This window comes from Salipaludibacillus daqingensis, assembly GCF_029891575.1.
GTDB lineage: Bacteria > Bacillota > Bacilli > Bacillales > Salisediminibacteriaceae > Salipaludibacillus > Salipaludibacillus daqingensis.
Map to the genome: position 1 here is coordinate 139,629 of NZ_JARZHF010000006.1, position 26,759 is coordinate 166,387.

Below are 26,759 nucleotides of genomic sequence, written 5' to 3' on the forward strand. Positions count from 1 at the left end.
ACATGGAACATAGAACCATTCATGTATTAGCTGTAGCAGATCCAGCAGTTTTTGTGTACACAGATGAAACACAAGAAATTATTCAAAAATATGAACAAGAAATGGCCGTTCAGATCGTGTTTGATATTGTTCCATTTGAGACTTATTATTCTCGCCTCCTTCGTTCCTTTGAAGAAGATCTCGGTTATGACGTGATGATGATTGCCGGCCATTTATGGTTAAAGGACTTTGTCAAAGCAGGTCGACTCTTCCCATTTCATCATCCGATGGAAAACGATGTGATGCCTTTGGTAAGGAAGGAAATGTATGTAGACGGAACACGGTATTTGTATCCTTCTTTTTGTGATGGGCACATTCTCGTGTATCGAAAAAGTGTCGTCGAAAAAGCATATGGTTCCTTACCGTCAATGATCGATACCGACACAATCATTGAAGCAGCAAGAGCTTGTCACGGGCATGATGGAGTTTGGAAAGGGATTGCGTTAAAGGGGGATAAGAGCGAGATATTCTTAGATTTCCTCCCGTACTTAAGGCAGGCAGGAGAAAATGTCTTCAGTGAAGAAGGAAAAAGTCTTTTTAAGCATGATAAATCTGCAGTAGAAGCACTCGACAACTATTGTTCGTTACGTGATGTTGCTGTTGAAGGGACAGAGAAGTTCGGGAATGATGATGTTCGTGAGCAGTTGCAGAAGAGAAATTGTGCGATGGCTGTGACGTGGGGTGGTCAATTAGGGTTTGTGATGGATGAACGCATGGAAGACCGTGAAGATATTGGCTTTGCAGTCGTTCAAACAGCGTGGAATGTGACCTGGAGTTTTGCGATTCATCGATCATGTACTCAAGTGGATGACGTTCATGATTTCCTTCAGTATTTAACGTCTCTTGGAGTAGATAAGAAAGTTGGTCGATTTGCTGGAGCACCAGTTAGAAAAAGCTCGTATGAAGCGGATCGATTGAAGTATCCATGGTATGACGTGCAAGAGAAGTTATTGAATGAAGTAGCAGAACCCCTGCCTGTTCGTGAAAGGATGGGAGAATTCATGGAACCGTTTTATGATGAGATATGGAAGGCATTTGTTGGAGAAAAATCAACAGTTGCTGCGATACAAGATGTTAAGTCACGTATAGAAGAACTAGAGAAAGGGAGTCCGGGCCTATGAAGTTGCTTGTAATTGGTGGAGTAGCTGCCGGAATGTCTGCAGCTTCGAAGTTTCGACGTCTCAATAAGGAAGCAGAAATTATCGTTTATGAAAGAGGAGCATTTACGACGTATGGTGCATGCGGATTACCTTATTATATTTCAAATGAGAATGACGACCATCAAAAAATGATAGCTCGGTCCAAAGAACAGTTTGATGAAGTAGGCATTCAAGTGAAACTTCGACACGAAGTCGTGAAGGTAGATCCTGCAAAAAAACAGCTGATGGTAAGGGACTTAGAGACGTCACAAGTATTTTTGGAGTCTTATGACCGGTTAATGATTTCTGTTGGTACAGCTCCAATCGTGCCAGATTTTCCTGGTATTGAGTTAGAGCGGATTCATCTTTTAAAAACAATGCAAAACGGATTAAAGATCAAGGGAATCATTGAGAAACCTGAAGTTCAAAACGTGACGATTGTCGGTGGAGGATACATTGGAATTGAGATGGCAGAGGCATTGACAACACAAGGGAAGGAAGTTCGTATCATTGAGATGGAGGATCGCATTCTTCGTCCATTTGACAGAGAGCTGACAGAGAAAGCAGAAAAAGAACTGATTGACCATGGCGTGTCTCTTCATTTAGACGAGCGATTGGAACGTTTTGAAGGCGATTCTTTAGGTAATGTTCGCAGTGTCATGACAAATCGCGGATCGTATGAAACGGATTTTGTATTATTGTCACTGGGTGTTCGACCGGCGACTTCGTTTTTGAAAGGTACCGGTATTCAACTCGCTAAAAATGGGGCAATTGTCGTTGATCGAGAAATGCGAACGAATGTAGAAGATATTTTTGCAGCAGGCGACTGTGCAGAAGTTTACCATAAGGTAAAAGAAGAGAATGATTATATTCCGTTAGGAACGAATGCCAACAAATGTGGTCGTTTAGCTGGCGCGAATATAGCGGGATCTCACGAAAAATATGTAGGCACACTTGGTAGCGCAGCGATTAAAATCTTTAACTTGGAAATGGGAAGAACCGGGCTTTCAGAACAAGAAGCAAAAGCATTAGCGATCGACTACACAACTGTTTTTGTGGAATCGATGGATCATCCAGGTTATTACCCAAATGCTACTCAGCTATGGATTAAGTTAATTTGTGAAAAACGAAGTCGACGGTTACTAGGGGCTCAAGTTGTCGGTGAAAAAGGTGCTGTTCTTCGAGTCGACGCTTTTGCAGTAGCCATTCATGCAAAGATGACGGCAGATCAGTTTGGAATGGTTGATTTTTGTTACGCACCACCGTTTGCAGGTGTGTGGGATGCGATGCATATTGCAAGCAATGCAGTGAAATGAATGAGGAGTTGGTGACCGTGTCGAAGCGGATGGGATTAGAAGAAGCAGTCCAGTCATTCGTAAAGGATGGAGACGTATTGACGTTTAGCGGAAATGCCCTTCACCGAGCGCCAATGGCATTTGTGAGAGAGTTGGTCCGGCAAAACAAGCAGCAGTTACAAGTAGCAAAAACAGCCGCTGCTCTTGATGTGGATCTCTTGTGTGCATTCGGCTTAATGGATACCGTTCATGCGGGATTTGTCAGTTATGAGACAAAGTATGGGCTTGCGAGCTATTATCGTAAGGCGGTAGAAGCGGGACAGGTTAAAGCAAATGAACATGCGTGTTATACGGTGATCTGTGCGTTACGAGGAGCGGTAATGAATGTCCCGTTTATGCCAGTTCATGGGTTAAAATACGGAGATTTATTAGTCGAGAACGATTATTTTATGGTTGTAGAAAATCCTTTTGAAGAATCAGCTGAAGAGAATCCTGGTGACGAAGTTGAACGAGTAACGCTCGTAAAGACGATTCGTCCGGACCTAGCTGTCATTCATGCGCATATGTGTGATGAAGAAGGGAATGCCATCATTCATGGGGCGCAATACGAGGATATATTGATTAGTCGTGCGGCGAAACGAGTGGTGATTACGGCAGAAACGGTTGTGAAAAAGGGGAAGTTGAACAGCGGCGCTGAAAAAGTAGATATTCCCGGATTTTTGGTCGATGCCGTGGTTCATGTTCCTAACGGTGCGAAACCTTGCTCGTGTGAAGGAAAGTATGATGTGCAGGACATGGAACTTCGGACGTTTCTTGAAACGAAATCAATGGAAGATCTTCGGTCGTGGGTTAAAACTTATGAGAAGGCAGATCGATCTTTTATCGGAAAAGGGCGGAATAGCGGAGGTGTTAGGTCGTGGTAATGTATGAGGGCAATGTTCATTCAACAAATAAAGAATGGCAAATAAGTGATTTGATGACTTGTGTCATTGCAAGATTACTGAAAGATCGCGAAACGGTATTTCATGGCGTTTCATCGCACCTTCCAATGGTAGCTATGCAGTTAGCTAAGCAGTTACACGCGCCAAATCTCGTACACTTGAATATTCCAGGAGGAGTGAATCCTACAAGTTTACGAGAGACGACATATTCGTCCGCTGGTCCAGATTTGTTACGAAGCGCAGAGTCTTCTTTTTCTTTGGCTGAAGTTTTCGATCTATCTATGAGGGGAAAGTTGGATGTCGCGTTTTTAGGTGGCATTCAATTTGATGTGAAAGGAAATGTGAATGCATCGACCATTGGCCCTTACAAAAAGCCGAAGGTAAGGCTACCAGGAGGAGCGGGAAGTGCTGTTTTAATTCCTACAGCAAAAAAAGCGATTATTTGGCGTACGAAACATGACCGACGAACGTTTGTGGAAGACGTGGACTTTGTGACAACTCGAGGAAACTTATGGAAGATCGTAACGCCTCTTTGTGTATTTGGTTATAGGGATGGTCGATTAATGTTAGATGCCATCCATCCGAATACGACAGTAGAAGAAGTACAGGAGAATACAGGCTTTAAACTGCAATACGATCATATAGAATACACGAAAGCACCGACGCGAGAAGAAATGGGTGTTCTCCGACGTGTTGACCCTAAAAATGTAAGGTCATTGGAATTTTAAGTCTTTTTTACCAAAACCTCAGCAAGTAGACAATGATAAGGTCTGCTTGCTGAGGTTTCTTATATTTAGATAACCTTAATTGAAGTGAAAATGAATAACCAGATCATACTGAATTAAGGTAGGCTTTCCAATTTGTATGCTAAATGTAAAAGAATATATTCACCTTTTATCAGTTTTTTACTAGTAGTCGTCCTTCTTAATAAAATGTGTGATATGTTATTTAAAACAGTATTTTCAAAGCTAAAAGTAAAAGGAGAGAACGATGTTAACGATTAGACAACGGGAAATGTTGAATGACTTAATAAACAACAATCATTATATTTCTATGACGTCTTTTACTGATCGATATGATTTATCATTGAGAAGTATCCGGCAGGACTTGATTAGCTTAGAAGAGTGGTTGTTACATTCGAATATAGAGTTGGACAGGCATCGAAAGCATGGTGCTCGCTTAGTGCTTTCTGATCTAGAGAAAAAGGACTTATTGGAACGGTTGGAATCCGAACCTATTTTTTTAAGTGGATCTAATCGTAAGAGACATATGATTCTTATGATCCTTCAAGGAGATAGTGATGCATCTTCAATGGAAAAAAAGTTTGATGTCAGCCATAATACGATGCAAAATGATATCAGTGAATTGAAGCGTTTTACTGCAAGTGATTATTGTCTCAAGTTATCCCGTTCGAAAGGGAAATTACAATTCTTCGGAGAAGAGATAAATATTAGAAGGTTATTTATTGATACATTGTTGGATTTATTTGAAGAAGAAAAACTAATGAATCTGTTTGTAACGTTCAAAATGGAAGAAACAGAAATAGAACTGATTTGGAATCGCTATTTTAGGTTTATTGATGAAAAAGAAATTGTTCAAGTGATTCAAGGGATAGAAACAGAGTTGAATGTTGAGTATACCGGGTCTAGTTTATATCATTTATTTATTGTCTTAGTCGTTCAATTTTCACGTATGTTTTATTCTCATTTTCTCCCCCCAGAATGGTTAAATAAGAAAGAAAAATTACTAGATACTAGTGAATATGAGGCGATCGAAAAAAACTTGAAAGCATACGTTGTAAAGTCATTATCCTGCTTCCTTCCAAAATCAGAAGTAGCTTTTTCAACATTGTATTTTATAAGTGCGAAAAAAAAGTATGATAGTCTTAAAGGAGATATAAAATTTTTGGAATTGGCAGAACGGCTTGTTTTTGCGTTTGAGAAGAAAGGAAAAGTAAAGCTTTCGAATAAACCAAAAATCATTGAAGGATTAGCTCTTCACTTAAAACCAGCATTTCACAGAATGAAGTATGGTCTTCAAATTGAGAATGCTTTACTAGATGAATTAAAGAAAGATTACGAAGAGTATATCCTTATTGTCGAAGAGATTATCCTTGCTGAGTTTAAAGGTGTTTTTGAGTCGATCGATGAGCATGAGATTGGTTTTTTAACAATCCATTTATGTAGTGGGATAGAAAACCGAGTGTCAACGCCAAAGAAAAAAGTTGCTATTGTTTGTAGCTCGGGAATTGGAACATCCTCATTGTTAGAAAGTTCACTAAGAAGAAAATTTCCTCAAGCATCGGTACACGGTGTTTATTCTGTCAATAAAGTTCGATCGTTAACAAAAGAAAATACAGATGTGATTCTCTCCACCGTTTCTCTTATGAATGTCGACGTTCCTTGGCTTAAGGTTAGTCCTTTTTTGAATGATTTTGAGACTTCGAAAATTCAAGAGTTACTTGGTGTCTCTCAGATGGAAGAAAAGAATGAAGTAGATGTGATAAATACTGTGAAGCAGGTTCATGAGTTAGTGAAAAAACATGCAGTAGTAGAGAATGAGTCGAAAATGTTCCGCGAATTGTATCATTATTTCAAAGGGACAACACAACCGTCGAAAGGGAACATCACTTCTCTTTCCCATCCATCGTGTATTTTACTTGCTCAACAGCGTTCTTCTTGGGAAAAAGTGATGGTAGAATTAAATGAATGTTTAGTTCAATTAAACAAAACAACACCCGTATACGCGGATGAATTAATTGATTACATTACGAATCAAGATCACCATTTTTTAATTGCTGAGGGGATAGTGTTCCCTCATTTATCTAGTGATCAAGTAATAGAGAGTGGTTTCAGTATGATGACTTGTGATCCACCAATTCTGTTTGGACCAAATGAAGATCGTGTCTGGTGGGTGATTTTGTTAGCTGCCAAAAATCCTCATGACCATTTGCCAGCAGTAGAGTTATTAATTGATGCTGTTAATAAACCAACGATTACGAATAAATTAAAAATAGAAAGCCAAACAAGTGTCATTTGGGAATGGCTAAGAGAAAGAGAGGGGGGGGTTGAATGAGACGTGTTCTTGTCGTGTGTTCAGGTGGACTAGGAACGAGTGTCATTTTGAAGGTGGAGTTAAAAAAAATATTCAAAGAATGGAACATTCCTGTTTATATTGAACAATCTGATGTAAGTGCTGTTGGATTTTCCAATGCAGAGATGATTATTGGAGCGAAACAGATCATTTCATCTTTACCATCCCAGCAGAGTGTGGCATTGATTCCACTTACATATATCGCAGATAGTGCTCATATTCGAAACACGTTACTAGAAAATGATGCCTTACGAGAATGGTTGGATGATGTATGAATGTAACAGACCTAATTAATAGAGGGGTGTTTGGAGAGCCTGCTTTTCTATTAGGAATGGTGGCGTTTATTGGACTTATCTTAATTAAAGCTGAATTTCATGAAGTGATCAGTGGCACCGTAAAAACAATGGTTGGTTACATTCTTCTTCAAGTTGGAGCTACTGCAGCAGGAGCATCCTTGTCTAATTTAACGTTAATGATTCAAGAAGGATTTCAAGTTATTGGAATTATTCCCCATAATGAGGCGATTACTGCTCTTGTTCAAATAAACTATGGACAAGAAGTGGCCATCATGATGTTGATTGGGATGGTAGGACATTTTTTAATTGCTCGTTTTACTCCGATAAAATATATCTTTCTATCGGGTCATCATATATTATTTATGTCTTCTGTAATTACAAGCGTATTAATGACTTCTATTTTGACGCCAACGTTAAACTATGTAGTTGGTGGAGGAGTCCTTGCCCTTTCATTATCATTGGCTCCAGCAATTTCGCAACCTTTTGTGAGAAAAACAGTAGGAAATGACCAGATTGCAATTGCTCACTTCAATAGCATTGGATATGTTCTTTCGGGAACAGTAGCCAAATTATTTAAACCGCCGAAACAACCTTTAACCATGCCTAAATCACTTCAGAAATTGGAACCGTTAATGCATGATCATATTTTAATGATTAGCTTTTTTTCTTTTATGCTTTTCTTTATTTCGAGCTTATTCGTAGGACCAGCAATGATGCAAGAGTTATTTTCAGGACGAAACTTCTTCATTTTTTCCGTCATTCAAGCAATGTGGTTCACAGCTGGTATGTATGTGATTTTAACAGGGGTACGAATGATGCTTTCAGAAATTGTGCCTGCTTTTAAAGGGATTGCTGAAAGGTGGATTCCACATGCTATTCCTGCCCTTGATGCCCCAATTTTATTTACCTATGCGCCATATGCTGCCATATTCGGTTTTTTCATCAGTTTTTTTGCAGGGTTAGTTTCGATGTTTGTAATGGCTTCCATGCAATTTACAATTATTATTCCTGGTGTCATTCCTCACTTCTTTGCTGGAGGTGCAGCAGGAGTCATTGCTTATAAAATAGGTGGCGGAAAAGGTTTGGTTGTTTCTACAGCTCTTCATGGGGTACTGATTACGGTACTTCCATTATTTTTACTAGGGTTCATGTCAGAACTGGGATTTATGAGGACGACTTATGGGGATTCTGATCTTAATATAATCGGTATATTACTAGGCTGGTTACTCCAATAAAGGGGTAACTTTTTTTTGCCGTTTCAAGTGGCAGGAACTTGGTCTATTTGTTGAAAGCGTATTCATTTATGATGAAGTTAATCTTAATTGAAGGGGGATTTACATTGAAGAAATTAGCTTTTATTTTTATGGTACTTATTTTAGGAGTGGTTATCGTTGCCTGCGGCGACAGTAATGGTAATGAAGAGGCAACAGCGGATCAAGATAACAGTAATGAACAAGAAAAGAACAATAATGAAGAGGAAGCAACGGAAGAACAATTAGAAGGATCGTTGACGGCATATGTTGGGTTCCAAGAGGATCATGCGATCGCAGCTGTTAATCAGTTCGAAGAAGATACTGGAATTGATGTTGATATGATCCGAATGTCAGCTGGTGAAATTTTAGCTCGAGTACGTGCAGAGAAAAACAATCCACAAGCAGACATTTGGTATGGAGGCCCTGCAGATACGTTTGTAGCAGCTCAACAAGAAGATCTATTACAACCTTATATTTCAGATGTTGCAGTAGAAGGCATTTCTGAAGAGTTCCGTGACGAAGATGGGTATTGGACAGGAGTTTACTTAGGTCCTGTAGGATTCGCTTCGAACCAAGTTTTCTTAGATGAACACGGTCTAGAAGCACCGACGAGTTGGGAAGATTTGCTGAACCCGGTTTATGAAGATGAAATCGTGATGGCACACCCAGCATCATCAGGAACTGCTTACACGATTCTTTACACTGTACTTGAAGTATTAGGAAAAGAAAATGAAGAAGCAGGATGGGAATACTTAGACCAACTTCATCCTCTCGTTCAGCAATATACAACAAGTGGTGCTGCACCTGGACGTATGGTTGGAATGGGTGAAGCAGCAGTAGGGATACTGTTTGCTCATGATATCATTAAATTTCAAAATGAAGGATATTCTGATCTTGTGATGACAACACCAGAAGATGGTACTGGATTTGAAATTGGTTCCGTTTCGATCATTGATGGTGCACCAAATCCAGAGTTAGCGGAAGCATTCATTGATTGGGCTGCGGGACCTACCGCTCAAGAAGTAGGGCAGCAAACAGATAATTTCCAAAACTTAACACATCACGATGCTCAACAACCAGAGCAAGCGATAGATTTAGATGATTTGAACTTAATTGAATCTAATCCACTTCGTGCTGGAGAACTTCGACAAGAAATTATCGACAAATGGGACAACGAAGTAAATAAGTAAATAGGGAGGGAGACATCAAAGTGTCTCCCTTTTCCATAAAGGAGATTGATTCAAATGCTTAGGGATTACTATCAAAACTATATTAGACCATTATTTAAGCAACCGTTGTTGTTATTGATGGTCAGTTTGATTATGCTTTCTCTCATCACATTTATTGCGTATCCTCTCTTCAAAATATTCATCGTAAGTTTTACTAGTGAGGGAAGTTTTTCTCTTGCAGGTTATCAACGTGTTTTATCTGGTGGAGAACTTTTCACTTCACTCGTGAACTCGTTAGTGTTAGCCATTATTGTAGCAACATTATCAACAGTTATTGCGTATTTTTTCGCTTATACATTTGCTTATATAGCTGTACCTTTCAAAAAAATATTTAACGGGATAGCCATTTTACCTTTGATTTCACCCCCGTTTGTTATTGCACTTTCTGCTATCTTATTATTCGGTCGTGGTGGATTTATTTCAGAAATGATCTTTGGAATTGAAAATGCAAACATTTACGGTTTACATGGCCTCGTATTAGTCCAGACATTGAGTTTCTTTCCTGTAGGGTTTCTCGTTTTATCGGGGTTACTTCGTTCGATCAGTCCAGCTCTTGAAGAAGCAAGTGATAACTTAGGAGCAAGTCGATGGGAAACGTTCAAAAAAGTAACGTTGCCGTTATCGATTCCTGGAATTGCAAATGCTTACCTTCTCGTTTTTATTCAGTCGATGGCTGATTTTGGTAATCCAATGACCATCGGTGGTAACTATAATACCGTTGCAAGAGAAATTTACCTTCAAGCAGTGGGAAGCTACAATATGCAAGCTGGTGCTGCTCTTGCGATGCTGCTCTTAACTATTACACTAGTTGTTTTTTCCATTCAGAAATTTTGGGTTGGGAAGAAAAGTTATGTCACTGTAACTGGTAAACCCACTTCTGACCGTAAAATGATTGGTAAAGGTAAACTAAGAGGATTTATGATTGGTACTTGTTATTCTTTATCTGCAACAGTCATGCTTTTTTACTTATTAGTTCCTGTTGGTTCGTTTATCAGGCTGTGGGGCATTGATAACAGTTTTACTTTAGATCATTATAAGTTTGTCTTTTCGATTGGACAAAAAGCAATTGTGGATACTCTCCAACTTTCATTAATTGCTACACCTATAGGTGGACTTATAGCTATGATCATCGCCTTTTTAATAGTACGTAAAAAGTTTGCAGGAAAAAAAGCAATGGAATCGGTTAGCATGCTCTCGATTGCGATTCCTGGGACAGTTATTGGTATTTCTTATATTCTTGCATTTAATGCGCCACCACTGGCAATTACGGGAACGGCGCTAATTATTATTGCAGCCTTTATTATTCGTTCGATGCCAATTGGTATTCGGTCTGGGATAACAGCACTTCAGCAAATTGATCCGTCCATTGAAGAAGCTTCGACAAACTTAGGAGCTAGTGGCCGAAAAACATTTTTCGCCATTGTATTACCTTTAATTAAGCCTGCATTTTTCAGTGCATTAATCTATACATTCGTGAAAAGTATGACAGCGATGAGTGCGGTCATTTTCCTTATATCGGCTCGATACAATTTAATTACAGCCTCCATTTTATCTCAGGTAGAATCAGGGCGAATTGGTGTAGCGAGTGCTTATAGTACGTTGTTAATCATTATAATGGTAATTTCTCTCTTGTTGCTTAATTTCTCGGTTAAATTCTTTTCTTATGAAAGAAAAGCAAAAAAACGAATGAAGAAGAATAAAATTACCACAGATTCAGCAAGCATTTCAAATTAGAACTTACATCTAGGAGGTTTGAGAACGATGAATTCAAAATCAGTTTCCTTAAAAAATATAACGAAAGAATTTACAGATGATCAAGGTAATAAAGTAAAAGCAGTTAATGATGTGAATCTCACTATCGAGAAGGGGGAGTTTGCTACATTGTTAGGTCCTTCAGGGTGTGGTAAGACAACCACTTTAAGAATGATTGCAGGATTTGAAGAGCTTTCTTACGGAGATATATACTTTGGTGAACAAAATGTGAAAGACGTTGCTGCAAATAAACGAGACTGTACGATGGTCTTCCAATCTTACGCGCTTTTCCCACATATGAGTGTATATGAAAATATAATTTATGGATTAAAAATAAAAAAATTGAGTGATTCAGAACTTGATAAAAGAGTAGAGCCTGTCATAGAAATTATGAATTTGGATGTTCATCGTGATAAAATGCCAAACCAGCTATCAGGTGGTCAACAGCAACGGGTTGCATTAGCTAGAGCGCTAGTGATGGAGCCGAGTGTCTTATTATTTGATGAACCGTTATCGAACTTAGATGCAAAATTAAGGGTAACGATGCGAGATGAAATACGACGTGTCCAACAAAAAGTAGGGATTACTGCGATATATGTTACTCATGACCAATCAGAGGCAATGAGTTTAAGTGATAAAATTGTTGTCATGAACGAGGGACGAATCGAACAAATAGGTTCAGCGATGGAGATTTATCAAAGACCAACTTCTAAATTTATTTCTGATTTTATTGGATCTGCGAACTTTCTTCCCAGTAAAGTTTCTCAAGTAGATTCAAATCAGTTAAAAGTGATTTACAGTAATAATGAATTACTTGTATCTCAAAAAAATGCGAAAGAGTTTAAAGTAGGACAGCAAGTAGAAGTCGTTATTCGACCAGAATCCATTCATGTCAGTGATGAAGGTGATTTTGAAGGGAAGGTTGTCAAAAGCGCATTTATGGGGCAAACTCAAGAGTATGAACTAGAGTTTAACGGTACTATTTTACAAGCCGTAGTATCGAACCCAAGTGGTGGTAAGATCTATGCAGAAGGAGAAAAAGTAGCAATTAGCTTTGCTCAGTCATCTTTGCATGTCGTTCCAAGCGCTTGAGAATGATGGAGTGATAAAATATGATTAACAAGGTGAGTTTTACCTTAGTTTGGCTTCTATTAGTTTTCGTTCTTCTTTCAGGATGTCAAACAAAAAAGGAATCGGGTCAATTAAGTGTTTACGCTGGTATGTATCCTGATCATGCAATTAAAGCGATGGAACAGTTTCAACGAGAAACGGGAATTCAGGTGAATTTCATCCGAATGAGTAACGGTGATATTCTTGACCACTTGCAAAATGAATCAGAAGATCCGGTTGCTAGTGTATGGTATGGAGGGCCGGCTGACATTTTTGCTCAAGCAAAAAAAGAAGGTCTTCTTTATCCATATGTGTCACCTAATGCATCTTTTATTCCTGATAAATATAAAAATGAAAATGGTTATTGGACCGGAATTTATGTTGGTGTCTTATCGATTGTTGCGAATCGGCAATGGCATGTTGATAGAGGATTGGAACTCCCTCAAACGTGGAAAGATCTGTTGCGTGAAGAATACAGGAATTGGATATCTTTACCTGACCCTAGAAGCTCCGGAACAGGATACTTGTCGCTGAGTTTATTCACTCAATTATACGGTGAAAAAGAAGGGTTCGAATTTTTACATGAACTTGATAAAAATGTCTCGGAGTATACGTATTCGGGAAATGCGAATGGTCGAAGTGTTGCAATGGGAGACAGCGCTATCTCTATCATGTTTGCGCAAGATGCGATTAAGCTCTACAAAGAAGGGTTTCGAGATATAAATGTGATTTTTCCTAAAGATCAGACAGCTTATGAAGTTGGAGCTGTGGCGATTATTGAAAACGCGCCAGATTTAGAAGAGGCAAAAATATTTGTTGATTGGGCACTAACGAAGCAAGCACAAGAAATTGGCAAACAAGTAGGTAATTATCAACTTCTAACTCATGAGTTGGCTAATTCACCTGATGAAGCGATTGACCCATCTAGTATCCCAATTCTCGAATATGATATTTCCCAATCAGGCTCAAGTCGTAAACGGTTAATAAATCGATGGGAAATTGAGATATTCATGAATCGGATGGCTTTAAAATTCCCTGATATGGAAAGGGTAGATGAAGATGAAGCAAATAGTTGAAACGTGGGTGTATGAAGCAGGAGAAAATATTCGTAAGAGACTAACAGAAACGTTACAAGTGGAAACAAAGGCGCATGCAAATGATCTCGTTACGAACGTGGACCGAGAAACGGAAGAGTTTTTTGTTGGGAAAATAAAAGAATACTATCCAGATGATAAAGTGTTAGGGGAAGAAGGCATTTCAGACGAGGTAACTGATTTAACTGGGCGTGTGTGGATCATTGATCCGATTGATGGGACGATGAATTTTGTTCATCAGAAACAGTTTTTCGCCATTTCTCTAGCAGTCTACCAAGATGGTGAAGCACTATGGGGATTTGTTTATGATGTCATGCATGATGAACTTTTCTTTGCTGAACATGGGAAAGGGGCATATCTGAATGGGGAACGGCTATCTCCATTAAAGGAGGTTCCTCTTTCTGAAGCGATCATTAGTTTCAATACGGATTACCTCTATGAAAGACCAGGACTTGAATTGATTGTGAAAAAGGCAAGAGGAATCCGTGCATATGGTGCATGCTCATTAGAAATGGCCTACGTAGCAAAAGGAAGGTTAGATGCTTTTGTGAGTGATTCCATTTCGGCATGGGATTACTGTGCTGGAAAGCTTATCGTGGAAGAAGTAGGTGGAACAGTTATTTCTCAAATACATAATCAAGTGGAGTATTTAAAAAAAGAACAGTTGATTGTAGCGACGCCTTCCTTATTGAGTGATCTACAAAATGCTTGCCAAATACCTTCAAAGTAAAGTTGATAGCAGAGCACCGACATAAAAAGACCTAACCGACTTCTTCCTCGGTTAGGTCTTTCCACTTTATTCTCCTAGGTCTGTCCCTTCGCTTTCACTTTCAGCGGCTTCTTCATTGGAGACTCCAAAGCTTTCTGAATGTGCAATTTCTAAATGATCTCTAAAGGTATCTGAAATGTCGTTAACGGATTCATCATAAAGCTGATAGTAATAGACACCTTCAATCGTTGAATCTTCCCCTTCAAGACTTAAACTTTCGATGTTATCCAATTCACCAGCGTAGGAATGCATGCTTACCATGTTTCCAAAGCTCAAGTTCGTACTAAGGTTTCTCTCAAGACTATCCATCAGTGAACCGAAGCGAGTAATCGTCCTGAAATTAGCGGATTGCTTGATGATTGCTTCAATTACATCTTTTTGACGGTCGCCACGTCCAAGGTCGCCACGTGGATCTTGTTTTCTCATTCTTGCATAAGCAAGGGCTTCTTCGCCATTTAGCGTTTGAATCCCTTCGTCAATTTCAATTGTGCCGTACGTAGCATTATCCGTATCGCTAATTGGCATTGGCACATCGACTTCGACGCCACCAATCGTATCAACAATTTCCATAAACGCTGTAAAATTCAATGAAACGACATAGTCAACTGGAATATCAAATAAGTTCTCCACAGTATCAATCGTCATATTCACCCCACCAAAAGCATGAGCGTGGTTAATTTTATCTTTGTTCTGTCTGCCCGGAATGTCGACATACGAGTCGCGAGGAATACTTAACATCTTGATTGTTTTCTCATCTGGATTGAACGTTGCCAGAATCATCGCATCCGTTCGTCCGGATAAATCATCTTCCCTGCTATCCAACCCTAAAAACAAGACGGATATCGGGTCATTCACTGGATCGACGGCCACTTCACGGAATTCCGATTTGTCTCCGCGATCCAACTCTTCTTGTGACCCGCTTGTCGCACTGGAAATTTGATAAATCATGTAGGCAGCAACACCTCCAGCGATAAGCAACACTCCAAGTAACGTAAACAACGTATATTTTACAAATCGGCGAAAAGGTGATGATTTTTTCTTGTTATTTTTATCTGATCGTTTTAAATCTGTCAAAGAAGGACACTCCCCTAATTTTCGGTTATGTCAAAATGGAAGCATGGTGTGAACCACTTTATTTTTACATAACTATTCAATTCCAACAAAGTAATAAGCATAAATTTTCTCAATTTTTATTATAGCATTTTTTATCCGCTAAAAGACGACACAATTTTTGACGATAATAGGAATAGAAAGTTTCGTTTTTTATGAGATTTATTTACTTTTTTAAAACTAAGGTTGAAAAGCTTGCTACAACAAGGATTAAGATGTCATTTTATTTTCTCTATTCTTCTCCTTAATTGTTAACAATAACCTAATTAGAAACAATCAAGCTAATTTTATATATTTTGGTTCATTTAGTCGAAAAAACAAAGCAATTCTTACTATATACGCAGGGTAAAGTAAATATTACCAATTATATCGGAGGATCAATCATGAAAAATTTACGTTGGGGATCGCTCAGTGTTGCTTGTTTAGTGTGTTTTTATTTGGTTTAGCTAGTTTGCTAGATGTGATTTGGAAGTACTTTTTAAGTTATGGATGATTCATAGCATAAGTACAGAGAAGGATGTCTAACATGTGAAAAAAAGTAGGGTTTTTGTTTCTTACCGTTTTATTAGTTGTTGGATTTAACCTAGTTCCATCCCCGCGGTTGTCCAAAAAAAGTTGTTAAAAACTAGACGATGTAGAAAGAAAATGTGAGTAAGGTAATCAAGAGGAATTAGTAAAGAGAATCGAGGATATACGGGACTAACGCATGCGAAAAGAGTCAAGTTAGTCTCGAACAGAGGAAGATTTACGAACTATCATGAAAAAAACGAACCAGAGAGTGTCCTAAAAGTACAAGCTTTTGGGACACTCTCTTTCATTAGCTTTAATCCACTATTTGACACACGATATTGCCGCGCACGTGGCCTTCGTTAATTTTTGAAAGGGCTTCTGGAACGGCTTCCAGTGTGACGACATCTTCTAACATTGGATCAAGCTGTTTATTTGCCGCTAACTCTCCGACTTCCTTGGCGATATGTCCGAGGTCGGCAATTTGCCGTTCGTCGTCGCTTCGGTAAACAAATCCTAAGGCTACTTCATGAATGGAGAGGGCGAGCGATTTAGGTGCGTACTGGCTCATATCAGGAAGGTCAACGACACTTACCAGATGTCCGTTAAATGCGAGCATATCCATAGCATCTGATACTGCCTGGCCGCCAACCATGTCCATGACAATGTCGACACCGCGGCCATCCGTGTATTTATGCACTTCTTTAACAACGTTCTCCGTGTTATAGTCGATGACTTTGTTCGCGCCAAGTTTCTTAACATGGGCCGTATTTTCAGGAGAACAAGTGGTTATGATATCAAGCCCTTTCAGGTGGGCGAGCTGGATGGCAAACCCTCCAACACCACCGGCGCCGGCTTGAATTAAAATGGTCTGTCCTTTGCGAGAAGGGACTTTTCTGTTTAGTGACTGGTAAGCCGTAAATGCAGGAGTCGGTAAAGCTGCTGCTTCATTAAAGCTCAGTCCTTCCGGTAGAGGAGCGAGCACATCTTGACGGGCGATCGAATATTCTGCGAATCCGCCTTGATGGGCAAGGCTGCCGTGGTAATAAACCTTGTCACCGGGATGCCAATCAGTCACGTTTGCACCTGTTTTTTCCACCACACCTGCTACATCAAGTCCTGAAATGTGGGGAAACTCCCACTCTGGCAACGGATTATTTGCAAGTTTATAATCGACCGGGTTTAATCCGACCGAATGTATTTTTACAAGAACTTGGTCAGCTTCAGGTTCGGGAACGGGTACATCCATCACTTTCAAATGACCGCCTGTTTTTTCAAGAGCTAATGCTTTCATTTCTTATTCCTCCTCGTATAAACTATCGTATTCTTTATTCGTATTCCTGTATCAAACAACACTCAAACTAGCTTTGAAAAATCCTGTGCAAATGCCGAGGAAAGACTTTGGTATTATTTTCAAAGGAAGAGGCTTGGGCAAATGAAAGAAAGGCTAACAGGAGCATTATTATATGGATCGACAACTCCCCTTTTTGATGGTAATAATAACCATATATGAAACAATCAAGCTAATTTTATATATTTTGGTTCATTTAGTCGAAAAAACAAAGCAATTCTTACTATATACACAGGAATAAAGATACGGTAAAGTAAATATTACCAATTATATTGGAGGATTTATCATGAAGAATTTACGTTGGGGATCGCCCGTCAGTGTCGCTTGTTTAGGTGTGTTTTTATTTGGTTTAGCTAGTTTGCTAGATGTGATTTGGAAGTACTTTTTAAGTTATGGATGATTCATAGCATAGGAACAGAGAAGGGAGGCTAACATGTGAAAAAAGTAGGGTTTTTATTTCTTACCATGATTTTAGTTGTTGGATTTATCATTGAAACAGGGCAAGGGTCCATCAATTTTGCTCATGCGGAGACGATGGAAAAAGGAGAGATTACTGCTTCGTCACTCAATATCCGGTCTCAACCCTCGTCAAGTTCGAGTGTGATAGGTGGGTATGCTCGGGGAGCAAAAGTGGACCTCCACGAAAAATCAGGCTCCTGGTACAAAGTTCGTTTTAACAATCGCTGGGGATACATACACGGTAACTTTGTTAAAGTAACGAGCACAAGTAATGGGAGTAACGCTTCAAGCATTGGAAGCGGAGAAATTACGGCAACCAATCTGAATGTTAGAGCTTCAGCTTCATCGAGCGCGTCGATCATAAGTAGTGTGAGACGAGGCACGAAAGTAGACTTACTTGGAAAAAGTGGCTCATGGTACAAAATCAAAGTAGGCAGTCGTGATGGATTTATTCATGGTGACTATGTGAAAGTAACGAGTTCGAATAATTCTAGTTCTTCATCAAACCTCGGAAGCGGGGAAGTGACGGCAAGCAACTTGAATGTACGAGCATCTGCCTCATCGAGTGCGTCGATCATTAGTAGTTTACGTCGAGGCACGAAAGTAGACTTACTAGGAAAAAGTGGCTCATGGTATAAGATCAAAGTAGGAAGTCGCGACGGTTACATTCATAGTAACTTTGTGAAAGTATCCAGTTCATCAAGCGGATCCGACAGTTCGTCAGGAGGAAGCTCGTCATCTGATCTTGGAACAGGCGAAATAACCGCATCGAACTTAAACGTACGCGCATCTGCCTCATCGAGTGCGTCGATCATCAGTAGTTTACGTCGAGGAACGAAAGTAGACTTACTCGGAAAAAGTGGCTCATGGTACAAGATCAAAGTAGGAAGTCGCGACGGTTACATTCATAGTAACTTTGTGAAAGCATCGACGTCATCAAGCGGATCTGACAGTTCATCAGGAGGAAGCTCGTCATCAAATCTCGGAAGTGGGGAAGTGACGGCAAGTAACTTAAATGTTCGCGCATCTGCCTCATCGAGTGCGTCGATCATAAGTAGTTTGCGTCGAGGAACGAAAGTAGACTTACTTGGAAAAAGTGGTTCATGGTACAAGATCAAAGTAGGCAGTCGTGATGGTTACATTCATGACAGCTTTGTGAAAGCATCGACGTCATCAAGCGGATCCGACAGCTCATCATCAACTCTTGGAAACGGTGAAGTGACGGCAACAAACTTAAACGTAAGAGCATCTGCCTCATCGAGTTCTTCCATCATAAGTAGTTTGCGTCGCGGAACGACCGTCAACCTTCATGAAAAAACAGGAAACTGGTACAAAATCAAAGTAGGCAGTCGATGGGGATATATTCACGCTGATTACGTAAAGATGGCCAATCAGACTGGAAATAGCTCAAGTGGTTCTGGTAATTTATCTGGAAAAACCATTTTCCTTGATCCAGGTCACGGTGGTCATGATCCGGGAGCAGTTAATGGTAATATTTACGAAAAAACAATCGTACTCAACTTAAGTAATAAAGTGAAACAAGCATTGGAACGTGAAGGTGCCAAAGTCGTTATGAGCCGATCCGATGATCGTTTCATTGCCATTGGAACTCGCGTCTCCTTAGCGAATCAATCGAACGCCGATCTGTTTATAAGTATTCACGCCAATTCATTTGGAAGTTCGGCTGCTAGCGGTTCCGAAGTTCTCTATAGTGAAACTCAGTACCCAGCTCAAAGCCGCAGATTAGCAACAGAATTGCAAAAAGCAATTTCTAGTGGAATGAATATGCGAGATCGCGGCCTTGTGAAGCGGAATCTCCAAGTGCTAACTGGACCGAGGATGCCTGCTGTATTAATTGAACCAGGTTTCATGTCCAATCAATCTGATTTGAATAAACTACTGAATCAACAAGATAAAATGGCCAATGAAATTGTTAGAGGCATTAAAGCATACTATAACTAAACAATTGTTTAACCCGAGCATATCATTTGATGCTCGGGTTTTTTTATACTGTGGAGCGGATGCATCTTGTGACCAAAGCGAGCTGATTCTGGCAAAAGACGGTCACAAGAGAGAGCGTCTTGTGACCGAAGCGAGCTGATTCTGGCAAAAGACGGTCACAAGAAAGAGCGTCTTGTGACCGAAGCGAGCTGATTTTGGTAAAAGACGGTCACAAGAGAGAGCGTCTTGTGCCGGTTGCGAGCTAATTTTGGCAAAAGACGGTCACAAGAGAGAGCGTCTTGTGACCGAAGCGAGTTGATTTTGGTAAAAGACGGTCACAAGAGAGAGCGTCTTGTGCCGGTTGCGAGCTAATTTTGGTAAAAGACGGTCACAAGAAAGAGCGTCTTGTGACCGAAGCGAGTTGATTTTGGTAAAAGACGGTCACAAGAGAGAGCGTCTTGTGACCGAAGCGAGTTGATTTTGGTAAAAGACGGTCACAAGAGAGAGCGTCTTGTGCCGGTTGCGAGCTAATTTTGGTAAAAGACGGTCACAAGAGAGAGCGTCTTGTGACCGAAGCGAGTTGATTTTGGTAAAAGACGGTCACAAGAGAAAGCGTCTTGTGACCGAAGCGAGTTGATTTTGGCAAAAGACGGTCACAAGAGCGCCCAGCTAGTGACCCTAAACGAGCATTTTGGCAAAAGAAAGGTCACTAGAGCGACCAACTAGTGACCCTAAACGAACATTTTAGCAAAAGAAAGGTCACTAGAGCCCCCGCCAAAAGCCGCCAACTCCCCCACCCACGAATCCGCCGAAATCTCTACCAACCAAAAAAAGCTCTCCTACCTAATAGGAGAGCCAAAAACACTTTAATCTTTGCCCTTACTTCAAATGTCTCTTCGAAATCTCTTCTAAGTACTCCAACATGTCCTGCTTCAAATCATCACGCTGCAAGGCAAAGTCTACCGTCGCTTTGACAAATCCAAGCTTGTCTCCTACATCGTAGCGCTTCCCACTGAACTCATAGGCAAGAACGACTTGCGTCTCATTGAGCTTTTTAATCGCATCCGTTAACTGAATTTCGTTTCCAGCACCTGGAGCAAGCTCGTCCAAAATGTCGAAAATTTCCGGACGAAGCACGTAGCGACCCATGATCGCATGGTTCGATGGGGCATCTTCTAGTTTTGGCTTTTCCACAAGGTCTTTCACATGAATAACGCCTGGTTCGATTTCAGATGACTTCGGCGACACGATACCATATTTCGACACGTCTTCATCAGGAACAGGTTGCACGCCAACGACGGAGGAATTGTACCGTTCGAACACATCGATTAATTGTTTCAAACAAGGTTTCCCTTCCGTTTGCACAATGTCGTCTCCTAACAGCACAGCAAACGGCTCATCGCCGATAAAGTGCTTCGCACACCCAATAGCATGTCCTAACCCTTTTGGCTCTTTCTGGCGAATGTAGTGGATATTTGCCATATTTGAAATACCTTGGATCTCTTCCAACAACGCTAACTTTTCTTTTTTCAACAACGTCTCTTCTAACTCATAAGATTTATCAAAGTGGTCTTCTATCGCACGTTTTCCTCGTCCACTAATGATAATGATATCTTCAATTCCAGAATGAATCGCTTCTTCTACAATGTACTGAATCGTTGGTTTATCGACAATTGGCAGCATTTCCTTCGGCTGTGCTTTTGTCGCCGGCAGAAATCTCGTCCCCAAGCCTGCAGCAGGGATAATCGCTTTTTTTACTTTAGGCATATGACCACTCCTTTTTCTCTTCATTTCTACAATACATCCAAATATTCACAGAGGCAAGAATCTTTCGAGCAAAAAACGAGTAAAATTGACCATCAAACAACAAAATCCACCTAGGTTGTCCACTAATCCCTATGAAACGATGAAATTCCAAAAAATAACCTTTACTAGATTCTTAAATTAGAGTAAAATTATTAGTTGAGGTTTTAACGAAAATATTCAAAATAATGACAATAATAAATGAGCTTTTAGATACGAAAAAGGAGTGTCGACAGTGGCGCAATCGCGGTATGAATCGAAACAGGGAAAAGGAAAGAAACCACGTTCCATTTTTAAAATCACGTTAATCACATTTTTAGGAGTATTTTTGTTAGCTGGTGGCGCTTTAGTTTACATGGCAACACAAGTCGCGAACGTCACATCTAGTGCGCAGCAAGATTTAGAAAGAGGAGAACGCTCAGAGTTCCGCGAGGAGAAAGTAAATCCTAGTAACGAACCAATCTCCGTTCTATTTCTTGGACTCGATACGAGAGATGAAGATTTAAGTGGACGAACAGATGCGATGGTACTCGCCACATTTAACCCTGAAGAAGGCTCGATTAAAATGTTAAATATTCCACGAGACTCCAAAGTGGAAATTGTCGGTAGATACGGCGAAGATAAAATAAACCATGCCCACGCGTTTGGTGGGATCGACATGACACTAGATACCGTAGAAAATATGCTAGATATTCCAGTTGATTATTTCGTATCGTTGAACTTTGACGCATTTATGGAAATTATTGATGAACTAAACGGGATTACGGTTGATTCACCAATGACTTTCACCGAAACGGATAATGCCACATACGGAACGTTAACGATCGAAGAAGGCGAGCAAATATTAAATGGCGAAGAAGCATTGGCGTATGTAAGAATGCGGAAGTCCGATCCAGCAGGTGATTTAGGTCGAGGCGAACGCCAAAAGGAAGTCATGGAATCAGTCATTCGCGAAGTAGCTTCCTTTAGCTCGATTACGAACTTCAACTCATTAATGGATACCGTCGGAAGAAACCTTCACATGAATATGAGTTTCAATGACATTGTCTCGATGCATTCATATGCGAATGATTTAAACAACATTGAATCATTAAGCTTTGATGGAACAGATCTCATGCAAGATGGCGTGTATTATTATAACGTTGATGAACAGTCTTTAGAAGAAACAAGCCAGCGACTCCAGAAACATTTAGGCATCATTGATGAAATGACAGTTGCCTCTTCTGTTGAAACAGATGACGAACATGAACATGAACACGATCACGATCATGAACATGATCATGAACACAGGGAAGAAATAGACGACCAAGAGGAAACATCCACAACAGAAATTGGACAATAAAGAACGCCAAGCTGTCTCGCATATCTGCGGGGCAGTTTTTCTTTTGCTTGGAAAAATCAAGTCGTCTCCAGGACCTGTCGCTCACCGCTTTCGGTCAAATAAAGAGAATCCGTTAGAACATCTCGTTACTAATAGAACTTCTATTTCTATAGAAAGAACGAGCACGTTCTCCAACCAAAAAAGGGCAAAGCACCATATCAAGTGCCTTGCCCTAAACCTATCTACAATCAGTCTTCTTCGGCTTCTTCATCTTCATCCTCATCATTTACAACAACAGATTCCCCATCTATTCCTAAGTGAGCTTGTAACTCACCACTAATGCGTTGGCGCTCTTCATCAGGAACCATCAAGTACCAAATACCGTCAATCGTTTCTCCAGAACCTTCAATTTCATACGTTTCTTGATTATGACGAGCATCACGATAATTTGACTGCAACTTCACCATTTCATCGAATGTTAAGTTTGTGACCATGTTTCCACCGATGGCGTCTAGAATCGATTCTGCACGTGTAATCGAACTGAATTGTGCTCCTTCTTTAATCATGCCGTTAACGATTTGACGTTGACGATCGTTTCGACCTAAATCTCCACGAGAATCTTCTTTTCTCATTCGAGCGTAAGCAAGAGCTTGATCGCCATCTAAGAAGTTTTCCCCTTCATGGAAGTCATACCCACTCTGTCTGAAATCAAAGTCATTATAGACAGTAACTCCACCTACAGAATCAACCATTTCTTTAAAACCTTCCATATTAACGGTTAAAAAGTAGTCTATCGGAATATCAAAGTAATTTTCTACCGTAGCGATGGCCATATCAGCACCGCCAAATGCGTATGCGTGATTGACTTTGTCTTCAAAACCACGTCCGACAATCTCCATTCGAGTGTCACGAGGTAAACTAACCATCTTCATCGATTGATCATTTGGGTTTACCGTAATAACCATCATTGTGTCCGTTCGACCAGTTGTGGACTCTTCCGCATCGACCCCTAATAGCAAAAATGACAGTGGCTCTTTTTCATCCATATTTACTTCGATGTCTCTCTTGTCGGTCTTTTCGCGGTCTAATGTCGTGTGCATCTGTGTATCGATCGTTGACTGAACTGATTTATATAAATAGAATCCATATCCGCCGACGGCCACTAGAAACACCAGCAACAGCGATCCGATAATAATGAATGCTTTTCTCATGTCATTTCTCCTCTTAAACGTAATTTGTTATAAGCTTAGTATAATGAGATTGACAAAACTTAGCAATCTAATTTTCTATAATTTGAAAGTATTTGCCATAAACGATTTACTTTATTCCCATTTTCAGATAGCATAAGGAGAGCTAATGCCATAAATTTTGTCGATTTTACATTTTTCAGGAGGAAACCATGGAAGAAACAATTAGTTTGAAAGAAATTGTAGGCACGTTAAAGAAACGACTTCGACTCATTATTATTATAACAATCGTAGCGGTAGCATTAAGTGCTGCTGTATCTTACTTCTTATTAACACCATCCTATGCTGCTTCTACTCAACTATTAGTCAATCAATCAAAGGAAGAAGGTCAAGCCTATACGTCAGGTGATCTTCGGACAAACCTAGATTTAATTAATACGTACAATGTGATTATTACATCTCCTAGAATCATAGAACCAACGTTGGAAGAATTAAATCTTGAGCGTTCACCTGGTGCATTAAGGGATCAAATTACCGTTCGTAGTGAAGGGGATTCTCAGGTCGTATCGATCACTGTAGAGGACGATAATCCAGCCATGGCAGTGCAAATTGCCAATACGCTTGGAACTGTTTTTCAACGAGACATTGTAGAGATTATGAACGTAGACAATGTGTCGATTTTAACGAGTGCGGAACTATCTGAATCACCTTCCCCGGTAAGTCCAAATCCAACATTGAACATGGCGATTGCCTTTGTTGTTGGATTGATGGCGGCTGTAGGGTTAGCCTTCTTACTAGAATTCTTAGATAATACGATCAAAACAGAAGAAGATGTGGAAGACAAACTAGGAATTCCAGTTCTCGCATCGATTGCAACGATTGATGCATCGAAAGTAACAGTGAAAGAGTTATCCCATTCAAGACGGGCAAGAACAGGACGTGAAAATCATGGCGCGTAAAAAAGGAAACCAAGAACTTTCAGATAAACAACGAGCATTAATTACCGAATTTGATAAAAAATCGGCCATTTCTGAGCAGTTTCGTACATTGAGAACGAATATTCAATTTGCCTCGGTTGATAAACAAATAAAAACGATGATGGTCACGTCGTCTTCCCCAGGGGAAGGGAAATCAACGGTGATTGCAAATTTAGGTGTTGTTCTCGCACAACAGCATAATAAAGTATTGATCGTCGATACGGACTTACGAAAGCCGACGGTTCACTTCACTTTCCAGTTGCCGAACCTAACAGGGTTAACAACTGTGGTGACGCAGCAAGCGACATTTGAAGAAGCTGTGTTGGAAACGTCTATTCCGAGATTAGATGTGCTTCCTTCAGGACCAGTTCCGCCAAACCCAAGTGAATTATTAGGTTCACGAGCAATGAAAGAGTTTGTCAATTCTGTATCGAAACTTTATGACTACGTTGTGTTTGATGCCCCACCGGTGAATGCCGTGACAGATCCACAAATTTTGTCGCGTCTAGTAGATGGAGCTATTTTAGTTATTCGAAGTGGACAAACAGAGGATGAGCATGCGCAAAAAGCGGTTGATTCGTTGAAGAAAGTGGAAGCGAATATTTTAGGGGCAGTACTCAATGATCGCAAAATGGAAGATTCACAGTATTACTACTATTACGGAGAGGGTTAATACTCTCTCTTTTTTCTTTTAGTTTCTGTTATCGTGAATCATGGGATTTTATTATGATTTCGTAACCTACCATATGTATCTACATAAGTTTCTTGAAAGGAGATAGGCAAGATGATTGATATTCATTGTCATATCTTACCGGGATTAGATGACGGTGCGCAAACGGAAGCGGATTTTCTTAACATGGCCAGAGCCGCAATGGAAGATGGGATCACGACAATTATAGCGACACCTCATCACCAAAATGGAAGCTATGAAAATGAGAAGCATGCGATTATGAAAGCGACACATATTGCGAATGATCTTCTTAAAGAAAACGGGTTTGATCTTACGATCAAACCTGGACAAGAAGTTCGCATTTATGGAGAGCTGCTAGATGATTTGCAGAATGATCTCGTTTTGCCTTTGAACGATACACAGTATGTGTTTATCGAATTTCCGTCAGCGCAAGTGCCACGATTCAGTAAAAAGTTGTTATACGATTTGCAGTTAGCCGGGAAAATACCGGTCATCGTTCATCCAGAAAGAAACCAGGTGTTTATGAAGAAACCGGATATGTTATATGAATTTGTTAAAAATGGCGCATTAACACAAGTAACAGCTGCTAGTGTCGCAGGGAAGTTCGGAAAAAAGATCAAAGAATTCTCGTTAGATTTAGTCGAAGCGAACTTGACGCATTTTGTAGCGTCGGATGCGCATAATACGACAAATCGGACGTTTCATATGACGGATGCTTATCGAGTCATTGATGAGGAGTTCGGGGGAGACCTTGTTTATTTCTTCAAAGAAAATGCTGCTTATTTGCTCGAAGGGGATCATGTCATGATCGAACCTCCTGAGAAAGTGAAGAAGAAAAAGTTATTTGGATTATTTTAGACAACTTTTGTGTCTTTCGTCATCATTGCATATTAGGCAATGCTAAGAAATGGTTCATAAAACCTAGCAAATTTGTCTATTTATTGACATGTTTATATAATAATCATATAAAATTTGTAAAATATACCTACATTTTGTCGTTGAAATATGGTAAACTTACTTAGGTAATTATAACAATTATGAAATTAAATATAAGTTTTTTGAATCAAAGGTCCTGTAGAAAAATCTACGAAACTGCTTTTGTATACTATTATCTTCCTATATCCAAACCTACTCGCACTCTAATCACACTAAATTTCATTCATAACTCTTGTTTGTATGAAGGAGAGTCCTTGTACAAGAGAAGCGAATAAAAAGATACTTCAACTCTGTAAAGAGAGAAAGTATCTTTTGCGTTTTATGAGGTCGCAGTCTGATAATTCAGTTCAGAATTTTGCGAAAATTGTCGAATGGTAAGTGAAAAAGTACACAATTCGACAATTGATAAGAGTATTTTGTCGAATGACAAAGAAATAAGGCTTTCAGGGTCATTTCTCCTATACCC

Annotated in this window: 21 protein-coding genes; 17 read left to right on the plus strand and 4 right to left on the minus strand. The window is 39.9% G+C overall.

Going from position 1 to position 26,759, the window contains the following annotated elements; genetic code table 11:
* Nucleotides 1–2: 2 nt before the first annotated feature.
* The 12 genes from QDN89_RS13035 (at nt 3) to QDN89_RS13090 (ending at nt 13,971) form a co-directional block, all read left to right on the plus strand.
* Nucleotides 3–1,160, plus strand: a complete 1,158-nt coding sequence (locus QDN89_RS13035) for an extracellular solute-binding protein (protein WP_280770585.1) — start codon at nt 3–5, stop codon at nt 1,158–1,160.
* Entirely contained in the window at nt 1,157–2,494 is a 1,338-nt protein-coding gene (locus QDN89_RS13040) for a CoA-disulfide reductase (RefSeq protein ID WP_280770586.1), read from the plus strand. The genes QDN89_RS13035 and QDN89_RS13040 overlap by 4 nt, the downstream gene beginning before the upstream one ends.
* Before the next feature lie 17 nt (nt 2,495–2,511).
* Nucleotides 2,512–3,396, plus strand: coding sequence for a CoA transferase subunit A (locus QDN89_RS13045; RefSeq protein ID WP_280770587.1), 885 nt, complete (start codon nt 2,512–2,514; stop codon nt 3,394–3,396).
* Complete coding sequence (locus QDN89_RS13050) at nt 3,396–4,142, plus strand: CoA-transferase subunit beta (protein WP_280770751.1); 747 nt, start codon at nt 3,396–3,398, stop codon at nt 4,140–4,142. The genes QDN89_RS13045 and QDN89_RS13050 overlap by 1 nt, the downstream gene beginning before the upstream one ends.
* Nucleotides 4,143–4,404: 262 nt before the next feature.
* Nucleotides 4,405–6,489, plus strand: a complete 2,085-nt coding sequence (locus QDN89_RS13055; RefSeq protein WP_280770588.1) for a BglG family transcription antiterminator — start codon at nt 4,405–4,407, stop codon at nt 6,487–6,489.
* Nucleotides 6,486–6,782, plus strand: a complete 297-nt coding sequence (locus QDN89_RS13060) for a PTS sugar transporter subunit IIB (protein ID WP_280770589.1) — start codon at nt 6,486–6,488, stop codon at nt 6,780–6,782. The genes QDN89_RS13055 and QDN89_RS13060 overlap by 4 nt, the downstream gene beginning before the upstream one ends.
* Nucleotides 6,779–8,038, plus strand: coding sequence for a PTS ascorbate transporter subunit IIC (locus tag QDN89_RS13065; protein WP_280770590.1), 1,260 nt, complete (start codon nt 6,779–6,781; stop codon nt 8,036–8,038). Before QDN89_RS13060 ends, QDN89_RS13065 begins: the two co-directional genes overlap by 4 nt.
* A 104-nt stretch (nt 8,039–8,142) precedes the next feature.
* Nucleotides 8,143–9,246 (plus strand): ABC transporter substrate-binding protein, encoded by a 1,104-nt coding sequence (locus QDN89_RS13070; RefSeq protein ID WP_280770591.1) that lies wholly within the window; start codon nt 8,143–8,145, stop codon nt 9,244–9,246.
* A 54-nt stretch (nt 9,247–9,300) separates the two neighbouring features.
* On the plus strand, nt 9,301–11,019 hold the full coding sequence (locus tag QDN89_RS13075; RefSeq protein ID WP_280770592.1) for an ABC transporter permease: 1,719 nt from the start codon (nt 9,301–9,303) through the stop codon (nt 11,017–11,019).
* A gap of 27 nt (nt 11,020–11,046) precedes the next feature.
* On the plus strand, nt 11,047–12,129 hold the full coding sequence (locus tag QDN89_RS13080; RefSeq protein ID WP_280770593.1) for an ABC transporter ATP-binding protein: 1,083 nt from the start codon (nt 11,047–11,049) through the stop codon (nt 12,127–12,129).
* Nucleotides 12,130–12,149: 20 nt separating this feature from the next.
* Complete coding sequence (locus QDN89_RS13085; protein WP_280770594.1) at nt 12,150–13,223, plus strand: ABC transporter substrate-binding protein; 1,074 nt, start codon at nt 12,150–12,152, stop codon at nt 13,221–13,223.
* Complete coding sequence (locus QDN89_RS13090; RefSeq protein WP_280770595.1) at nt 13,207–13,971, plus strand: inositol monophosphatase family protein; 765 nt, start codon at nt 13,207–13,209, stop codon at nt 13,969–13,971. The genes QDN89_RS13085 and QDN89_RS13090 overlap by 17 nt, the downstream gene beginning before the upstream one ends.
* A 66-nt stretch (nt 13,972–14,037) precedes the next feature.
* Here QDN89_RS13090 and QDN89_RS13095 read toward each other — a convergent pair whose 3' ends face one another.
* Both QDN89_RS13095 and QDN89_RS13100 read right to left on the minus strand, forming a co-directional pair.
* Nucleotides 14,038–15,084 (minus strand): LCP family glycopolymer transferase, encoded by a 1,047-nt coding sequence (locus QDN89_RS13095; protein ID WP_280770596.1) that lies wholly within the window; start codon nt 15,082–15,084, stop codon nt 14,038–14,040.
* Between the two features lie 859 nt (nt 15,085–15,943).
* Nucleotides 15,944–16,921: a zinc-binding dehydrogenase gene (locus QDN89_RS13100; RefSeq protein ID WP_280770597.1), complete on the minus strand. Its 978-nt coding sequence runs from the start codon at nt 16,919–16,921 to the stop codon at nt 15,944–15,946.
* Nucleotides 16,922–17,413: 492 nt separating this feature from the next.
* Here QDN89_RS13100 and QDN89_RS13105 point away from each other — a divergent pair, with 492 nt between their 5' ends.
* The gene (locus QDN89_RS13105; protein ID WP_280770598.1) at nt 17,414–19,399 is read left to right on the plus strand and encodes an N-acetylmuramoyl-L-alanine amidase family protein; all 1,986 of its coding nucleotides are present in this window, start codon (nt 17,414–17,416) and stop codon (nt 19,397–19,399) included.
* Between the two features lie 858 nt (nt 19,400–20,257).
* Here QDN89_RS13105 and galU read toward each other — a convergent pair.
* A complete protein-coding gene (gene galU, locus QDN89_RS13110) occupies nt 20,258–21,145 on the minus strand; it encodes a UTP--glucose-1-phosphate uridylyltransferase GalU (RefSeq protein ID WP_280770599.1) in 888 nt (295 codons plus the stop codon).
* A 271-nt stretch (nt 21,146–21,416) separates the two neighbouring features.
* Between galU and QDN89_RS13115 the strand changes: the two genes are divergently transcribed.
* Nucleotides 21,417–22,523, plus strand: coding sequence for an LCP family glycopolymer transferase (locus QDN89_RS13115; RefSeq protein WP_280770600.1), 1,107 nt, complete (start codon nt 21,417–21,419; stop codon nt 22,521–22,523).
* 227 nt (nt 22,524–22,750) lie between these two features.
* On the opposite strand, the gene QDN89_RS13120 is transcribed toward QDN89_RS13115, so the two are convergent.
* Nucleotides 22,751–23,713, minus strand: coding sequence for an LCP family glycopolymer transferase (locus tag QDN89_RS13120; RefSeq protein ID WP_280770601.1), 963 nt, complete (start codon nt 23,711–23,713; stop codon nt 22,751–22,753).
* Nucleotides 23,714–23,901: 188 nt separating this feature from the next.
* Between QDN89_RS13120 and QDN89_RS13125 the strand changes: the two genes are divergently transcribed.
* The 3 genes from QDN89_RS13125 (at nt 23,902) to QDN89_RS13135 (ending at nt 26,215) form a co-directional block, all read left to right on the plus strand.
* Nucleotides 23,902–24,648 (plus strand): YveK family protein, encoded by a 747-nt coding sequence (locus QDN89_RS13125; RefSeq protein ID WP_280770602.1) that lies wholly within the window; start codon nt 23,902–23,904, stop codon nt 24,646–24,648.
* The gene (locus QDN89_RS13130; RefSeq protein ID WP_280770603.1) at nt 24,638–25,339 is read left to right on the plus strand and encodes a CpsD/CapB family tyrosine-protein kinase; all 702 of its coding nucleotides are present in this window, start codon (nt 24,638–24,640) and stop codon (nt 25,337–25,339) included. Before QDN89_RS13125 ends, QDN89_RS13130 begins: the two co-directional genes overlap by 11 nt.
* A 111-nt stretch (nt 25,340–25,450) precedes the next feature.
* Nucleotides 25,451–26,215 carry a tyrosine-protein phosphatase gene (locus QDN89_RS13135; RefSeq protein ID WP_280770604.1) on the plus strand — a complete coding sequence of 255 codons (765 nt, stop codon included), beginning with the start codon at nt 25,451–25,453 and terminating at the stop codon, nt 26,213–26,215.
* The last annotated feature ends 544 nt before the right edge of the window (nt 26,216–26,759 follow it).

What these genes read in the sequence shown, in the direction of transcription:
- QDN89_RS13080 (WP_280770593.1), top strand. Translation starts at nt 11,047, where the DNA reads ATGAATTCAAAATCAGTTTCCTTAAAAAATATAACGAAAGAATTTACA.
- QDN89_RS13050 (WP_280770751.1), top strand. Translation starts at nt 3,396, where the DNA reads ATGTATGAGGGCAATGTTCATTCAACAAATAAAGAATGGCAAATAAGT.
- QDN89_RS13100 (WP_280770597.1), bottom strand. Translation starts at nt 16,921, where the DNA reads ATGAAAGCATTAGCTCTTGAAAAAACAGGCGGTCATTTGAAAGTGATG.
- QDN89_RS13035 (WP_280770585.1), top strand. Translation starts at nt 3, where the DNA reads ATGGAACATAGAACCATTCATGTATTAGCTGTAGCAGATCCAGCAGTT.
- galU (WP_280770599.1), bottom strand. Translation starts at nt 21,145, where the DNA reads ATGCCTAAAGTAAAAAAAGCGATTATCCCTGCTGCAGGCTTGGGGACG.
- QDN89_RS13130 (WP_280770603.1), top strand. Translation starts at nt 24,638, where the DNA reads ATGGCGCGTAAAAAAGGAAACCAAGAACTTTCAGATAAACAACGAGCA.
- QDN89_RS13090 (WP_280770595.1), top strand. Translation starts at nt 13,207, where the DNA reads ATGAAGCAAATAGTTGAAACGTGGGTGTATGAAGCAGGAGAAAATATT.
- QDN89_RS13135 (WP_280770604.1), top strand. Translation starts at nt 25,451, where the DNA reads ATGATTGATATTCATTGTCATATCTTACCGGGATTAGATGACGGTGCG.
- QDN89_RS13125 (WP_280770602.1), top strand. Translation starts at nt 23,902, where the DNA reads ATGGAAGAAACAATTAGTTTGAAAGAAATTGTAGGCACGTTAAAGAAA.
- QDN89_RS13060 (WP_280770589.1), top strand. Translation starts at nt 6,486, where the DNA reads ATGAGACGTGTTCTTGTCGTGTGTTCAGGTGGACTAGGAACGAGTGTC.
- QDN89_RS13120 (WP_280770601.1), bottom strand. Translation starts at nt 23,713, where the DNA reads ATGAGAAAAGCATTCATTATTATCGGATCGCTGTTGCTGGTGTTTCTA.
- QDN89_RS13065 (WP_280770590.1), top strand. Translation starts at nt 6,779, where the DNA reads ATGAATGTAACAGACCTAATTAATAGAGGGGTGTTTGGAGAGCCTGCT.
- QDN89_RS13075 (WP_280770592.1), top strand. Translation starts at nt 9,301, where the DNA reads ATGCTTAGGGATTACTATCAAAACTATATTAGACCATTATTTAAGCAA.
- QDN89_RS13085 (WP_280770594.1), top strand. Translation starts at nt 12,150, where the DNA reads ATGATTAACAAGGTGAGTTTTACCTTAGTTTGGCTTCTATTAGTTTTC.
- QDN89_RS13040 (WP_280770586.1), top strand. Translation starts at nt 1,157, where the DNA reads ATGAAGTTGCTTGTAATTGGTGGAGTAGCTGCCGGAATGTCTGCAGCT.
- QDN89_RS13055 (WP_280770588.1), top strand. Translation starts at nt 4,405, where the DNA reads ATGTTAACGATTAGACAACGGGAAATGTTGAATGACTTAATAAACAAC.